This window comes from Mycobacterium sp. (genome assembly GCF_035314905.1).
Classification (GTDB): Bacteria; Actinomycetota; Actinomycetes; order Mycobacteriales; family Mycobacteriaceae; genus Mycobacterium.
Map to the genome: position 1 here is coordinate 24,072 of NZ_DATFYW010000097.1, position 14,787 is coordinate 38,858.

Consider the following 14,787-nt stretch of genomic DNA (forward strand, 5'->3'; position numbering starts at 1 on the left):
GGAGAGAGGGCAGGAAGATGACGGTCACCGATGTGGAGCTGCGGCCGGCGGGCCGGGCAGTCGGCCATCGGCCGGCGAGGTCACCGAACGGGCGCAGGCGTCCGGCGCCAACGCGGCCGGCGGGCGGGGCGGTCGCCTTCCGGGGGACCGGCGTGGCGACGTCGCGGGCGCCGCACCGCCGCCGGCCGGTCAGCGCCGCCGTGACGATCGCGCTGGCCGGAATGGCGGCGCTGATCACCGTCTGGCTGGGGGCGCTGGCACACTCCGGCGGTGTCGGCGGCTCCGCCCCCGCGGTCCCCGACAAACTGGCGGTGGTGCAGGTTCAGGCCGGCGACAACCTCGAGCGGCTGGCAGCCAGGGTGGCGCCCGACGCGCCGGTGGGCCAAGTCGTCGAGCGCATCAAAGAACTCAACCGACTCGACTCTGCGGCATTGGATGCCGGGCAGACGCTCATCGCTCCGGTGGGCTGACGGCGGCGGCATGCTCGGGCGCCCGCAGGTAGTCTCGGAGGCGGTTGAGTCCCCGGATCGTTGGCGCGGTGAAGGAGCAGTGATGCACTGTCCGTTCTGCCGCCATCCCGATTCCCGCGTCGTCGACTCCCGCGAAACCGACGAAGGCCAGGCCATCCGGCGGCGACGCTCGTGCCCCGAGTGCGGCCGCCGCTTCACCACCGTCGAGACGGCGGTACTGGCGGTGGTCAAGCGCAGCGGGATCACCGAGCCGTTCAGCCGCGAAAAGGTGATCCGCGGCGTGCGGCGCGCCTGCCAGGGCCGCAAGGTCGACGAAGACGCGCTCAACCTGCTTGCGCAGCAGGTCGAGGACACAGTGCGGGCCAAGGGTTCTCCGGAGGTGCCCAGTCACGAAGTTGGCCTGGCTATCCTCGGGCCGCTGCGTGACCTCGACGAGGTGGCCTACCTGCGGTTCGCCTCGGTGTACCGGTCCTTCTCGTCGGCGGCCGACTTCGAGCGCGAGATCGAGGCGATGCGCGCACACCGCAAGGTCTCCGCCTCGCAGTAAGCCCGGTAGGCGATATGCGTCAGGCCGTCACTGCTGCAGCCGTCAGGTCGCGCTGCGTTCGTCCGAGCTCATCGCATCAAGTACCGCGACACGGGTGTCCAGCGGCCCGGTGATGGCCTTCTCGCTGATGCCTGTGCGCAACAGGTTGCGCAGCAGGTCTTGGTCGTACTCGGCCGGCTCGGTGGCATCGATGAACCGCTCGACCACTTCGACGAAGCGGTCGGGGTCGTCATGAAACGGGAAATGGCCCGCGCGGTCGAAGATCTCCAACTGCGAACCCGGCATCGCCGCGTGGGCCATCCGGGCGTGGCTCACCGGGATGACCGAATCGTGTCTGCCCCAAATCAGTTGCACCGGAACGGATTCAGTGAGATAACATCGGTCGAGCATCGTCACCACCTGGCCGCGCCAGTCCACGACGGCGCGCAGCGTGCGGGAGAACGCCGCCGACGCGGTGGGCTCGGGAAGTTCCGCGAGCACCCGCAGCATGTCGGGCAGGTCGCGCGCGAAGCTCGTCGCGCCGAGCACGGTGCCGATGATGCGCCCCGCCAACTGCAGCGCCGGGACCGCGCCGGGCAGCCGCAGCAACGCCAGCGCCTCGCTGCCGATCGGAAGCGACGCCACCCGCAGCGCGAAGTTGACGTCCTTGGTCACACCTCCGGTGCCAACCAGGACGATCCGCTCCACCAATTGTGGGTACTGGTAGGCGAATTGCATCGTGACTCCGCCACCCAGGGAATGGCCGACAAGCGTGACCCGCTCGATGTCGAGCACCGCAAGCAGGTCCCGCATGCCGTTGGCGTACGCCGCCACCGAATAGTCGGCCCGCGGCTTGTCGGACTTGCCGTGGCCCAGCAGGTCGGGCGCGATCACGGTGAACCGCTGCGCGAGCTTGGCCTGCACGGTTTCCCACGTGGACGAGTTGTCGCCGATGCCGTGGATCAGCAGGATCGCGGGACCCGAGCCCGCGATCCGGAATGCCCGCCGGTAGCCGTGGATGGTGCGGAACTGCAGCGACGGTGTCACCTCGCGCACCGGACGCAGGTTGCGTTTGCGAGCGGTCATATGGCCAACTTCAGGTCGGGGCGGGCGGGCCGCTGTCGGTTATTTGCCTGTCGGTTAGGGCTTGTCTTGCCTGTCGGTTAGGGCTTGTCTTCGCCCTCTCTGAAGCCGTCGGAGAAGCCGCCGCTGTGTTCGGCTAGGAAGCGTTCGAACTCCGCGCCCAGCTCCTCGCCGCTCGGGAGATCTTCGTCACGGGCCAGCAATGAGCGGTTTTCCTGCGCGGCGACGAACGCGTCGTATTGCCGCTCCAGCGCCGCCACCACCTGCGCCACCTCGGGACTCGCGTTGACCTGTTCGTCGATCTTCGCCCGCACCTCGGCCGCTGCTTCGGTCAGCGCCGCCAACGGAATCTGAAGTGAGCCCACCTTGCTGACCTCTTCGAGCAGGGCCTCGGCGGCTGCCGGATAGTCCGTCTGCGCGAGGTAATGCGGGACATGAACGGTGAAGCCGACGACGTCATGGCCGTGCTGACCCATCCGGAACTCGAGAAGGTTGGAGGCACTGCCGGGCACCTGCACCTCCCCAACCCACGGCTGGTGATCGGCGATCAACTCCTTGTTGTTGGAATGTGCGGTCAGTGTGACCGCGCGGGTGTGCGGCACTGCCATCGGGATGGTGCCCAGGCCGATCGTCTGGCGCACCCCGAGCCGCTCGGCCAGCAGCCGTACCGCCGTGATGAACCGCTCCCATTTCAGGTCCGGCTCCAAGCCGGCCAACAGCAGAAATGGCGTGCCCACGCTGTCGTGCAGGGCGTACAGGCTCAACTCAGGATCTTCGTACTTCGTGAAGTGGTCGGTCTTGAACGTCATCAGCGGGCGCCTCGACCGGTAGTCCAGCAGCTCGTCTATCGCGAACGACGCCACCAGCTCCGTATCCAGCGCGTCCCTGAGATACCTGGCTGCCAGCCGTATCGCGTGACCTGCGTCGGAGAACCCTTCGAGTGCGTGGATCATCACAGGTCCACGGCCGTCGGGGGATGACAACTGCGGCGCGGGGAACTCAAGCTCGTACATCCCGGTCTGCTCCGGCCGGTATTGGTCCTCAGCAGCCATGAATTTCGCCTCCTTCCGCAGTGCCGTGACGTCTAGTGTCCCTCAGATCGCGGCGGACGCCATCGGACACCGCGATTTTGCGAGCGCGGATACCCGCAAATGCAGAAACGCAACAGCCGGCTCACCGATTCCATGCAGAAAACACGCTGCCGCGCCGCCTTCGGCGTGCTCAGGCATGATCGACAACCATGCGGTTCGGAAGGTTTCGGCGCCTTGTGGTGGCCGGTGCCGCGATGTTCCCGGCGCTGGCCGGCTGTGGCCATCCCGGGCCGCCGGTGGCCCGTCCGTCACCTCCATTGCCGCCGCCCGCGGCCGCGCCGGTCGACGCCAACCCGCTCATCGGGGCGGTTTTCGTCGGAAACACCGACCAACACACCTGCACCGGCTCGGTGCTCCATTCGGTTTCCGGCGACCTGATCCTGACGGCCGCCCACTGTCTTGCCGGCGGGTCCGACGCCACGTTCGTGCCCGGCTTCAGCGGCGACTCCGGCCCCGCCGGGACGTGGAAGATCGGCTCGGTCTATATGGACCCGCGGTGGCTATCCGCGACGGATCCGATCGCCGACTTCGCCGTCGCGCGGGTGAGCCGAGACGGCGGGGGATCGGTGGAGGCCGTGGTCGGACGCGGGCTATCGCTGGGTGCCGCCCCGCAGAAGGGCACGCGTGTGAGCGTCACGGCCTATCCCGCCAGCGTCGGCGGGACGCCGATCGGATGCCGCGGCGACACCGCGACCGGGCCCCGCGGGTTTCCGTCGCTGCCGTGCGCGGGCCTGCCAGCCGGTACCAGCGGTGCGCCGTGGCTGAGCGGATCGTCCGTCGTCGGTCTGATCGGCGGTTTCCACGGCGGCGGCTGCAACGACGACGTCTCGTATTCGCCGCCCTTCGACGGCGCCGTAACCGCGCTGCTGATGAGGGCCGAGGCCGGCGGGCCGGGCGACACGGGCCCCGCGACGTTCAGCGACGGCTGTTGACCCTAGTTGCGGAACTGGTTGAGCGCGCGCATCTTGTTCATCACGTCCAGCGCCGCGACCTTGTAGGCCTCCGAGAACGTCGGGTAGTTGAACACGGCGTCGACCAGGTACTCGACGGTGCCGCCGCAGCCCATCACGGCCTGCCCGATGTGCACCAGCTCGGTGGCGGCGGTGCCGAAGATGTGGACGCCCAGCAGCTTGAGGTCCTCGGTGGAGACCAGCAGCTTGAGCATGCCGTAGGAGTCGCCGGCGATCTGGCCGCGTGCCAGCTCCCGGTAACGCGACACGCCGACCTCGTAGGGGATTGAGTCCTTGGTCAGGTCAACTTCAGAGGCGCCGACGTAGGAGACCTCGGGAATGGAGTAGATGCCGATGGGCTGCAACGGGGTGATCCCGGCCGTCGGCTCGCCGAATGCGTGGTAGGCCGCGAGGCGGCCCTGCTCCATCGACGTGGCTGCCAGGGCGGGGAACCCGATCACGTCGCCGACCGCATAGATGTGGTCAACTTTGGTCTGAAACTGTTCGTCGACGAAGATCCGGCCGCGGTTGTCGGCTTCCAGGCCAGCGGTTGCGAGGTCAAGGTGGTCGGTCTGGCCCTGCCGCCCCGCGGAATACATCACGGTCTCGGCCGGAATCTGCTTGCCGCTGGCCAGCGTGGTGACGGTGCCGGCGGCGCCGACGTCGACGGCGGTCACCTCCTCGCCGAAGCGGAACGTGACGGCGAGATCACGCAGGTGGAACCGCAGCGCCTCGACGATCTCGGGATCGCAGAAGTCCAGCATCGAGTCGCGCTTCTCGACGACGGTGACCTTTGTTCCGAGCGCGGCGAACATCGACGCATATTCGATGCCGATGACGCCCGCGCCGACCACCACCATGGAGGACGGGATGGACTTCAGATCCAGGATGCCGTCGGAATCGAGCACACGTTCCTCGTCGAACTCGACACCGGCGGGCCGGGCCGGCTTGGTGCCGGTGGCGATGATCACATAGCGGCCGCTGACCATAACTCGCTCGGCGCGGTTGGGATCCTCGATACGCACGGTGTGCTCGTCCACGAACCGGCCGTGGCCGGTGTACAGCTCAACGCGGTTGCGCATCAGCTGGCTGCGCACCACGTCGACTTCCTTGGTGATGACGTGTTGGGTGCGGGCCAGCAGATCGGCTGGGGTGATCTTCTCCTTGACCCGGTAACTGGCTCCGTAGAGTTCGCGCTGGCTCATGCCGGTGAGGTACACGACGGCCTCACGCAACGTCTTGGACGGAATGGTCCCGGTGTTCACGCAAACGCCGCCGAGCATGCGGCCGCGTTCGATCACCGCCACCGACTTGCCGAGCTTGGCCGCCGCGATCGCGGCCTTCTGGCCGCCCGGCCCGGAACCGATGACGACGAGGTCGTACTCCTGCATGGAACCCATGAGGTAGAGGTGTACGCCGATTGCGGGAATCTCGCATGCCGAGGGCGTCAATAGCGCGTGAACAAACTCGATCCGCGGCCGGTCGCGGGCGGTTATCCGCAGACGCGATTTCGTCCACAGCAAGGGGCGCGGCGGCGGTTTCCGACCACATCGGAGACGGTGGTGGCCGTCACATTCGTCGCATGACCACTTCGCAACCCGACTTCCTGTTCAACCGGCCCGGCGCACTGATCGCGGCGTTGCCTGCCGTGCTGGGTTTCGTACCCGAGAAATCGCTGGTGCTTGTCGCTCTCGACCGCGGCGAGCTCGGCCCCGTGATTCGCGCCGACCTCTCGACCCACATGACCGACACCATCGCTCACATCGCCGAGGTGGCTGCCGCCGCGCGGCCCGACGCCGCTATCGCCGTGATCGTGGACGCTCTCGGCGCGCAGTGCGCGGGATGCGTCGAAGACTTCCGGGAGTTTACAGCCGAACTCACCGAAGCCCTTGCGGCGCAGGGCATTGTGCTGATCGCCACCCATGTTGTCGACCGGATCGCGGCCGGGGGCCGTTGGCATTGCGCCGACTGCTGCGGCGCGGCAGGAGCGGTCGAGGACCCGACGGCGTCGCCGCTGGCGATGGCGGCGGTGCTCGACGGTCGACGACTCTACGCTCGCCGCCAGGAGCTCCAAGCGGTCGTTGCCACGGATGATGCAGCGCGTTGTGAGCGGCTGGCCGGCCTGATCGCCGAGCGGCTCCGCGCCGCTGCCGGTGCGCAGCCCGAGGACGCCGACCGCGCCCGTCGCAACGTGGAGCAGGCGATCGCGGTGGCCGGCAAGGTGGCCGACGGAGCGGAACTCTCGGATGACCAGCTCATCGAACTGGCATGCGCGCTGACGGATATCCGCGTCCGCGACACGCTGTACGCGCTGGCTGTGGGCGAAAACGCGGCGCAGGCCGAGGCGTTGTGGGGCGTGCTGTCGCGGGCACTGCCTGAACCATGGCGGGTGGAACCGCTTGTGCTGCTGGCTTTCTCGGCCTATGCGAGAGGCGACGGGCCGCTGGCAGGGGTCGCGCTCGAAGCGGCGCTGCGCGGCGAGGACGAACACCGGATGGCCGGCATGCTCGACGCCGCCTTGCAGTCGGGTCTTCGGCCGGAGCAGATCCGGGAACTGGCCGCGACGGGCTACCTGCTGGCTGCTCGACTGGGCGTGCAGCTGCCGCCACGGCGGGAATTCGGTCGGCGGGCGGGCTAGACCTTCTCGACCTTGACGGCGTGGGCCATGTGGTGGGGCAACTCGACCTGCTCATGGCCCGGGATGATGATCGTCACGCCCCCGGCTGGGTTCGTTTGCACTGTGACGCGGGCGTTAGGCACGACGCCGGCGTCCTTCAGGCGGGTGATGAGGGTGACGTCGCCCTGCACATGTTCGGTGAGTTGGCGCACCACCACGGCCACCAGCGGACCGGAGGGCAGCTCGGTGAGCCGCACCAGGCTGGCGTCCTCCGCGTCGGGGAGCAAGTCGACGCCGAGCTCGGCCAAACCCGGGATCGGATTGCCAAACGGCGATGTCGTCGGATGATTGAGAACCTGAACCAGCCGACGTTCAACGTCCTCGCTCATCACGTGTTCCCAGCGACACGCCTCGGCGTGCACTTCCTCCCACGGCACGCCGATGATGTCCACCAGGAGGCGTTCGGCGAGCCGGTGCTTGCGCATCACCGCGACGGCGAGCATGCGGCCCTTCTCGGTCAGCTCCAGATGGCGGTCGCCGGCGACGTGCAGCAGCCCGTCGCGCTCCATCCGCGACACGGTCTGGCTGACGGTGGGACCACTTTGCTCGAGGCGCTCGGCGATGCGCGCCCGCAGCGGAACGACACCCTCTTCCTCGAGGTCGTAGATCGTCCGCAGATACATCTCGGTGGTGTCGACCAGATCGTTCATAAGGGCACCCTTCGTTCGAGCTGAGTCTACCGGTCCGGCCGGCGCGGAGATCGCTCAAAAAGCGGGCGCAAAAAGCCGTGTGCCCGCCGGGGTGCGGCCGGCGGGCACACGGGGAGGGAGGTCAGCTGGCGTAAGACCGCAGGCGGTCGGCACGCTCGCCGTTGCGCAGCTTGGCCATGACTTCGCGCTCTATCTGGCGGACCCGCTCGCGGGACAGCCCGAACAGCTTGCCGATCTGGTCCAAAGTGCGCGGCTGGCCGTCGTCGAGGCCGAAGCGCAGTCGGATAACCTGCTGCTCGCGCTCGTCGAGAGTCGCCAGCACGTGGCGGATGTCGGTGTGCAGCAACTCGGAGATCACCGCGTTCTCCGCCGACATCGCCTCGGCATCCTCGATGAAGTCGCCCAATGGCGCTTCCTCGTCGCTGCCCACAGGCATGTCCAGGCTCACCGGATCGCGGCTGTGCTCGAGCAGGTCGGTGATCTTGTCAACCGGGATGCCCGACTCGGCGGCCAGCTCCTCGTCGGTGGCCTCACGACCCAGGTTCTGGTGCATCTCCCGCTTGATGCGGGCGAGCTTGTTCACCTGCTCGACCAGGTGCACCGGCAGCCGAATGGTGCGGCTCTGGTCTGCCATGCCGCGGGTGATCGCCTGGCGGATCCACCACGTAGCGTAGGTGGAGAACTTGAAACCCTTGGTGTAGTCGAACTTCTCCATCGCGCGGATCAGGCCCAGGTTGCCTTCCTGGATGAGGTCCAGCAGCGGCATCCCGCGTCCGGTGTAGCGCTTGGCCAGCGACACCACCAGCCGAAGGTTGGCTTCCAGCAGGTGGCTACGCGCCGCCTGGCCGTCACGGACAATCATCGCAAGTTCACGTTTGCGGTTCTCGCCCAAGCGCTTCCGCGTCTCCAAGAGGTGCTGGGCGTAGAGGCCGGCCTCGATGCGCTTCGCCAGCTCTACCTCGTCCGCCGCGTTGAGCAATGCCGTCTTGCCGATGCCATTCAGATACACCCGGACAAGGTCGGCTGCTGGACTCTGAGCGTCCAGATCGCTCTCAACCCGGCTAACGGTCGCATTTGCCATAGCGGCCTCCTGATCGCCTCGAACTGTCATGGAGTCCAACGTCGGAACCGCGCCCAAAGTTCCCGTGCATGTACCGGGGTAACCCCTCTGATCTGCGGCTATGCGCCGATGACCTGAGAATGTCCTGAGAATAGGGCTAGATTGCCCTAATCTTCCTCGGTCGCCGCCGGATTCGATCGCTCCGGTTGCGGATCGGCATCGATACCACGGCTGAGCGCAGCCCGGTTAGCCGTCGGGAACAAGGGCGTGCGGCGGTTGCCGGGAGCGAAGCGGCGCGGTTCCTCGGCTCGGCGCGGCGGGCGGTCGTTGGCGATCAGCACAGCCATCCACGGCAGGGGCACGGAGGCCAAAAGGATCAGCAAAGAGATCAACCCGTTATGCCAGATGCCGAAGGCGACCGCTGCGAACACCAATGCCGGAATGCGAAACGCCATCAACGTCACGTATTTACGGATCCGCTCGCGCTGCTCGACCTCATACGGGGGAGCCGCGGCGGTGATGAGGACGGGCCGTCCATCGTCGTCGAAACTCAGCTCAGGGCCGTGTTTCATACCTCCACTGTTGCACACCTGGCCTCCGGTGGGCAGGCCAGTTTCTTACGGGGGTCTTACCGGGCACAATGGCGATATGCAGACCCAGACGATCGAACGCACCGAGACCGACGAACGCGTCGACGACGGGACCGACAGCGACACCCCGAAGTACTTCCATTACGTCAAGAAGGACAAGATCGCCGAGAGTGCGGTGATGGGCACGCACGTCGTGGCGCTCTGCGGCGAGGTGTTCCCGGTGACGCGCTCGCCGAAGCCCGGGTCGCCGGTCTGCCCGGACTGCAAGCGCATCTACGAGGCGCTCAAGAAGGGCTGACCCGGCCGGCGGCGCTGTTGTCCGGCGTGGGCGCGGTGCCGGTGATTTCGCCGGTGCGGGTCTTCAGCCACCAGCGCAGTCGGCGGGCATGCGTCTGCGGCGCCGGCCACTGCTCCTCGACGGCGTTATTGAGCTGCGCGCCGATCACGACCGCGAATCCCAAGAAGAACGCGAACAGCAGGAACGCGATGGGTGTGGCCAGGGCGCCGTACGTGTAGCCGGTGCTGGTGATCCAGCGCAGATAAAAGCGCAAGCCGAAACTCGCGATCAGGAAGACGATGGTCGCCAGGACGGCGCCGAGCACCAGCCGGTGCGTCGGCAGTGGCTTGGGCAATGAGACCCGGTACAAAACGGTGACGACGAACACGAGCCCGATGCCCAGAATCGGGTAGTAGCCGTACTGGAGCACGCTGTCCCAGCTGTCGGGGATCCACTGTGCGATCTTCTGCGGGCCAACCGCGAGCACCGGCAGGACGATCACGGCCGCGACAAGCATGACCACGTAGATGCCAAGCGCGAAAAAGCGCTGTCGCACCGGGTGCCGCAGCGGGGTCTGGCTGTGAGCCTGGACCACCGAATCGACGAATGCCGAGATCGCCGACGAACCTGCCCACAACGAGATGACAAAGCCGACCGACACCACCTCGCCGCGCGCGCCCTGAACGATGTCGGTGATGGTGGGGGCGACGATCTCATTGACGATGCTCGGGGAAAAGAAGCTGTTCGCCGCGCTGATCAGACGGTGCTCGATGGTGGCCAGCGTGTCCGGCCCGAACAGCGGCGCGATGTAGGCGAGGCTGCCGAGCAAGCCCAGCAACAGCGGGGGCAACGACAGCACCTGCCAGAACGCGGCCTGCGCGGACTCGGAAAAGATCGAGTCGTCCCACGCCTTGGACAGCGTGCGCACGACGACACGCCAGATCTGGTGTTTTGTCGGCTTCACCGGGTACTGGTCCGTCATGACCAGTACAGGATCCCTGACGCCGGGTACTCATGCCCAGCGCCCGCGCCGAGGACGGGCCGCGGATCTGCATGGGCTGACGACAACGCCGAGCGTGAAATCACCGCGAAAAATCACAACGATTTTCGCACTGTGTTCACAGTCGGGCGAGGTAGCTGGCCGAGCGCCCGCGCCGAGAACGGCCCGCTAGTCCTTCAGCGGTTCGGCGCTGGTCTCCAACACGGCCGCCGACTCGATCAGCCTGGCCTCGTGCTCGTTGGCGTGGTGCTGGCAGAACAACAGTTCTCCGCCGGACGGGAGCTTCGCCCGTACGCGAGCAGCGGCGCCGCAGCGATCGCAGCGATCAGCCCTGGTGAGTTCCGGACTGGTAAGCGTTGCGTTCATGGCGTCTCCGTTTCCTGCTCCCGCGCGAGCGGCTCATCGCTCTTCTCGTGCATATCCACTGTGACAGACGCATTCACGTCCGGCCTTGTTCCCGCGCCCTGCGCCGGTGTGTCATGTCTCACGTTTCCTCGAGCCGTCGACGATGCTGGGTGGATGGATACCACCCACCAGGTGCTTCTACACATCTGCGCCGCCGCCGAGTGGGAACGCGCGCGACGGCTCGGGAAGCTACGTCCCGACTCGCTGCAAGCGGTCGGCTTCGTCCACCTTTCGACGCCCGAGCAGGTGCACCTGCCCGCCAACCGCATCTATGCCGGGCGGACGGATCTGGTGTTGCTACACCTGGACCCCACGCGGCTGGCCGCGCCGGTGCGCTGGGAGCCGGGCCTACCAACCGATCCGGCGTCGATGCTGTTCCCGCACCTGTACGGTCCTTTGCCGGTGGGTGCGGTCGTCGCGGTCAGCGAATACCGCCCGGGGCCGGACGGGCGGTTCGAGCCCGTGGCGGGCGAGCCCGTGCACACCGATGCGGTCGGGCAGGAAGCGGGCAAGGACAGAGGCGGCTGAATTTCGAGCCGGCCGGGCACGTAACCTCGCGATTACAAGGGTTCTGGGAACGCGGCCGGAATTGTCAGGCCGGGGTTCGCATCTCACCTTCGACCTCTGTATGGATGCCCTTCAGGACACTGCGTGGGCGGCGTGGGCGTCCCGACTGTTTAATTCGTGTTTCGTTACGCGTTGTATGCGTTGCCGGGTCGTGCTCGCACTGCTATGTTCCTCTGAGCCAAGATGAGCGCAGCATAAGAGCATCCTGATGATGTTCTCATCTGCGCCTGATGATGCTAGGGAGAACATTGAGAACCATCACCCGCGTTTTCGTTGCCCTCGTGGCAGCAACCGCATGCCTGTTGATCGGTCATGGCACTTCGCATGCCGGTATGGACAACAACCTGACCCTGGTCGACGGCGGCGGCGACACCCTCGACATCGAGCAGTGGGACACCTTCCTCAACGGCGTGTATCCGCTGGACCGCAACCGGCTGACCCGGGAGTGGTTCCACTCCGGCAAGGCCGTCTACCACGTCACCGGCCCCAACGCCGCCCAATTCGCCGGGACGCTGGAGCTGGGTTATCAGATCGGCTTCCCGTGGTCGCTGGGGGTGGGGGTGAACTTCAGCTACACCACGCCCAACATCAACCTCGACCAGACGGCCATCTCGGCCACACCGGCCCTGGTCGTGACCTCGCCGCCGCTGTTCCCCGGCGTGTCGATCTCCGCCAACCTGGGCAACGGCCCCGGTATTCAGGAGGTCGCCACGTTCTCGGTCGACGTCACCGGCCCGGACGGCGCGGTGGCGGTGTCCAACGCGCACGGCACGGTGACCGGCGCGGCCGGCGGTGTGCTGCTGCGCCCGTTCGCGCGGCTCATCTCCAAAGCGGGTGACAGCGTCACCACCTACGGCGACCCCTGGAACATGAACTAGCTAAGTCACTATGGCGCCAACCTACCTATAGAGTTGGTGCCGATGAGCCGACCTGCGCCACCTGCGCTCACCGTCCGAACCGACGGATCGCAGCGCACCTTCGCACCCGGCCACGATGTGGTCATCGGACGCGACCTTCGGGCCGACGTGCGCGTGGCGCACCCGTTGGTGTCGAGGGCCCACGTGGTGCTGCGGTTCGACCGCGGTCGGTGGGTGGCGATCGACAACGGCAGCCTCAACGGCATCTTCGTCGACCACCGCCGGGTGCCCTCCGTCGAAATCCGCGACGGGCAGACCATTCACATCGGCAATCCGGATGGGCCGCGGATGACATTCGAGGTGGGCCGGCACACCGGCTCGGTGGGACGTCCGCCGCAGACGACAGCCGTCCCGGTGCCGCAGCGCGCGAGCGCGTCATTCCAGGCGCCGCAGCAGTCGATCTCGTCACGGTCGTTGTATCCGCCGAGCACGTCGCAGCCGTCGTACCCGCCGAGCACGTCGCAGCCGAACTATCAGGCGCCCCAGCAGATCGGCCCGTCACCGGGCCGCGGCGGCAGCGAGACGTCCAACATTGCGACCAGCATGATGCGGATCCTGCGGGGCGGTGGTGGCGCCGCCGCCCGCGCGCCGGGGTCGGTCACGATCGGGCGGGCCACGGACAACGACATCGTGATCCCCGACGTGCTGGCGTCCCGCCACCACGCCACGTTGGTGCCGACGCCTAACGGCCTCGAGATCCAGGACAACCGCAGCATCAACGGCACGTTTGTCAACGGCACCCGCGTCGACCAGGCACTGCTGCATGAGGGCGACGTCATCACGATCGGCAACGTCGACCTGGTGTTCTCCGGCGGCACGCTGGTGCGTCGGACCGAGACCGAGGCCGCGACCCGGACCGGTGGACTCGAGGTGCACGGTGTCAGCCTGACGGTGGAGCACGACCGCAAGCTGCTGGACAACATCTCGTTCGCCGCCCGGCCCGGCACCCTTACCGCGGTGATCGGGCCGTCGGGGGCCGGCAAGTCGACCCTGGCCAGGGTCATCGTCGGCGCGACCCGCGCGACGCGCGGCAAGGTGTTGTTCGAGGGCCACGACATCCACGCCGAGTACGCATCGCTGCGGAGCCGCATCGGCATGGTGCCGCAGGACGACGTCGTGCACCGTCAGCTCACGGTCGAGCAGGCGCTCGGATACGCGGCGGAGCTGCGGCTGCCCCCGGACACCACCAAGGAAGACCGGCGGCAGGTGATCGCGGAGGTGCTCGGGGAACTCGAGCTGACACCCCACGCGCAGAAACGGGTGGACAAGCTGTCCGGCGGCCAGCGCAAGCGCGCGTCGGTCGCGATGGAACTGCTCACCGGCCCGTCGCTGCTGATCCTCGACGAGCCGACCTCTGGCCTGGACCCGGCGCTTGACCGGCAGGTGATGACCATGCTGCGCCAGCTGGCCGACGCCGGTCGCGTGGTCGTGGTGGTGACGCACTCGTTGACCTATCTCGACGTCTGCGACCAGGTGCTGCTGCTGGCGCCCGGCGGCAAGACCGCATTCTGCGGGCCGCCCGGCGAGATCGGCCGGGCCATGGGCACCACCAACTGGGCGGACATCTTCTCAGCGGTGGGCGCCGACCCCGACGCGGCGAACCGCCGATTCCTCGCGCAGACCGGTCCGCCGCCCCCGCCGCCGGAGATCGGGAAGCCGTCAGATCTCGGCAAGCCGGTGCACACGAGCCTGCGCCGTCAGTTCTCGACGATCGCGCGCCGCCAGGTTCGGCTGATCGTCTCCGATCGGGGCTATTTCGCGTTCCTGGCGCTGCTGCCGTTCATCCTGGGCGTGCTGTCCCTGGCGGTGCCGGGCAATGTCGGCTTCGGCATACCCAACCCGATGGGAAACGCGCCGAACGAGCCGGGCCAGATCTTGGTGTTGCTCAATGTCGGCGCGATCTTCATGGGGACCGCCCTGACGATTCGTGACCTCATCGGTGAGCGCCCGATCTTCCGCCGCGAACAGGCCGTCGGCCTGTCGACGAGCGCGTACCTCTTGGCCAAGATCTGCGTGTACTGCACCGCCGCGGTCATCCAGTCGGCGATCCTGAGCGCGATCGTGATCTACGGCAAGGGCCAGCCGACCCAGGGCGCGGTGATGCTGGGCCATCCCGGCCTGGAGTTGTTCGTCGATGTGGCGGCCACCTGTGTGGCGTCGGCCATTCTCGGGTTGGCACTCTCGGCGCTGGCCAGGACCAACGACCAGATCATGCCGCTGCTGGTGGTGTCGATCATGTCGCAGCTGGTGTTCTCCGGCGGGATGATCCCGGTGACCGACCGGTTGCTGCTCGACCAGCTGTCCTGGTTCACCCCGGCGCGTTGGGGTTTCGCGGCCTCGGCCTCGACGGTCGACCTGACCAAGCTTGTCCCGGGACCGCTGACGCCGAAGGACTCGCACTGGCAGCACACGTCGAAAGCCTGGCTCTTCGACATGGCGATGCTCGGCGTGCTGAGCCTTGGCTACGCCACCTTCGTCCGGTGGAAGATCCGGCTCAAGGGGGGCTAGGCCGCCGCGGGGCAGA

Annotated in this window: 16 protein-coding genes; 8 read left to right on the forward strand and 8 right to left on the reverse strand. The window is 67.3% G+C overall.

What is annotated here, in order from left to right; genetic code table 11:
• The first annotated feature begins 17 nt into the window (after nt 1–17).
• A complete protein-coding gene (locus tag VKG81_RS07930) occupies nt 18–470 on the forward strand; it encodes a LysM peptidoglycan-binding domain-containing protein (protein ID WP_414685198.1) in 453 nt (150 codons plus the stop codon).
• Between the two features lie 82 nt (nt 471–552).
• Nucleotides 553–1,017: a transcriptional regulator NrdR gene (nrdR, locus tag VKG81_RS07935; RefSeq protein WP_324395286.1), complete on the forward strand. Its 465-nt coding sequence runs from the start codon at nt 553–555 to the stop codon at nt 1,015–1,017.
• A gap of 42 nt (nt 1,018–1,059) precedes the next feature.
• Here nrdR and VKG81_RS07940 read toward each other — a convergent pair whose 3' ends face one another.
• A complete protein-coding gene (locus tag VKG81_RS07940) occupies nt 1,060–2,082 on the reverse strand; it encodes an alpha/beta hydrolase (RefSeq protein ID WP_324395287.1) in 1,023 nt (340 codons plus the stop codon).
• A gap of 77 nt (nt 2,083–2,159) precedes the next feature.
• The gene (locus VKG81_RS07945; RefSeq protein ID WP_324395288.1) at nt 2,160–3,131 is read right to left on the reverse strand and encodes a PAC2 family protein; all 972 of its coding nucleotides are present in this window, start codon (nt 3,129–3,131) and stop codon (nt 2,160–2,162) included.
• 188 nt (nt 3,132–3,319) lie between these two features.
• Here VKG81_RS07945 and VKG81_RS07950 point away from each other — a divergent pair, with 188 nt between their 5' ends.
• The gene (locus VKG81_RS07950) at nt 3,320–4,102 is read left to right on the forward strand and encodes a trypsin-like serine peptidase (protein ID WP_324395289.1); all 783 of its coding nucleotides are present in this window, start codon (nt 3,320–3,322) and stop codon (nt 4,100–4,102) included.
• 2 nt (nt 4,103–4,104) lie between these two features.
• Here the strand turns inward: VKG81_RS07950 and sthA are convergent, their stop codons facing one another.
• A complete protein-coding gene (sthA, locus tag VKG81_RS07955) occupies nt 4,105–5,511 on the reverse strand; it encodes a Si-specific NAD(P)(+) transhydrogenase (RefSeq protein ID WP_324395320.1) in 1,407 nt (468 codons plus the stop codon).
• 191 nt (nt 5,512–5,702) lie between these two features.
• Here sthA and VKG81_RS07960 point away from each other — a divergent pair, with 191 nt between their 5' ends.
• A complete protein-coding gene (locus VKG81_RS07960; protein WP_324395290.1) occupies nt 5,703–6,758 on the forward strand; it encodes a DUF4192 domain-containing protein in 1,056 nt (351 codons plus the stop codon).
• Here VKG81_RS07960 and VKG81_RS07965 read toward each other — a convergent pair.
• The 3 genes from VKG81_RS07965 to VKG81_RS07975 form a co-directional block, all read right to left on the reverse strand.
• Nucleotides 6,755–7,447, reverse strand: coding sequence for a metal-dependent transcriptional regulator (locus VKG81_RS07965; RefSeq protein ID WP_324395291.1), 693 nt, complete (start codon nt 7,445–7,447; stop codon nt 6,755–6,757). The two genes, VKG81_RS07960 and VKG81_RS07965, sit on opposite strands and share 4 nt — an antisense overlap.
• A 121-nt stretch (nt 7,448–7,568) precedes the next feature.
• The gene (locus tag VKG81_RS07970) at nt 7,569–8,528 is read right to left on the reverse strand and encodes a sigma-70 family RNA polymerase sigma factor (protein ID WP_324395292.1); all 960 of its coding nucleotides are present in this window, start codon (nt 8,526–8,528) and stop codon (nt 7,569–7,571) included.
• A 146-nt stretch (nt 8,529–8,674) separates the two neighbouring features.
• Complete coding sequence (locus tag VKG81_RS07975) at nt 8,675–9,097, reverse strand: DUF3099 domain-containing protein (RefSeq protein WP_414685197.1); 423 nt, start codon at nt 9,095–9,097, stop codon at nt 8,675–8,677.
• Between the two features lie 58 nt (nt 9,098–9,155).
• On the opposite strand from VKG81_RS07975, the gene VKG81_RS07980 reads away from it, so the two are divergent.
• The gene (locus VKG81_RS07980; RefSeq protein ID WP_324395294.1) at nt 9,156–9,395 is read left to right on the forward strand and encodes a DUF3039 domain-containing protein; all 240 of its coding nucleotides are present in this window, start codon (nt 9,156–9,158) and stop codon (nt 9,393–9,395) included.
• Here VKG81_RS07980 and VKG81_RS07985 read toward each other — a convergent pair.
• Together VKG81_RS07985 and VKG81_RS07990 are read right to left on the reverse strand one after the other, a co-directional pair.
• The gene (locus VKG81_RS07985) at nt 9,382–10,356 is read right to left on the reverse strand and encodes a YihY/virulence factor BrkB family protein (RefSeq protein WP_324395295.1); all 975 of its coding nucleotides are present in this window, start codon (nt 10,354–10,356) and stop codon (nt 9,382–9,384) included. The genes VKG81_RS07980 and VKG81_RS07985 overlap by 14 nt on opposite strands.
• 186 nt (nt 10,357–10,542) lie before the next feature.
• Entirely contained in the window at nt 10,543–10,740 is a 198-nt protein-coding gene (locus VKG81_RS07990) for a DUF7455 domain-containing protein (RefSeq protein ID WP_324395296.1), read from the reverse strand.
• A 153-nt stretch (nt 10,741–10,893) separates the two neighbouring features.
• Between VKG81_RS07990 and VKG81_RS07995 the strand changes: the two genes are divergently transcribed.
• The 3 genes from VKG81_RS07995 to VKG81_RS08005 all read left to right on the forward strand — a co-directional run bounded on the left by VKG81_RS07995 (nt 10,894) and on the right by VKG81_RS08005 (nt 14,771).
• On the forward strand, nt 10,894–11,307 hold the full coding sequence (locus tag VKG81_RS07995) for a DUF952 domain-containing protein (RefSeq protein ID WP_324395297.1): 414 nt from the start codon (nt 10,894–10,896) through the stop codon (nt 11,305–11,307).
• 287 nt (nt 11,308–11,594) lie between these two features.
• Nucleotides 11,595–12,224, forward strand: coding sequence for an MspA family porin (locus tag VKG81_RS08000; RefSeq protein ID WP_324395298.1), 630 nt, complete (start codon nt 11,595–11,597; stop codon nt 12,222–12,224).
• A 36-nt stretch (nt 12,225–12,260) separates the two neighbouring features.
• A complete protein-coding gene (locus VKG81_RS08005; protein ID WP_324395299.1) occupies nt 12,261–14,771 on the forward strand; it encodes an FHA domain-containing protein in 2,511 nt (836 codons plus the stop codon).
• The last annotated feature ends 16 nt before the right edge of the window (nt 14,772–14,787 follow it).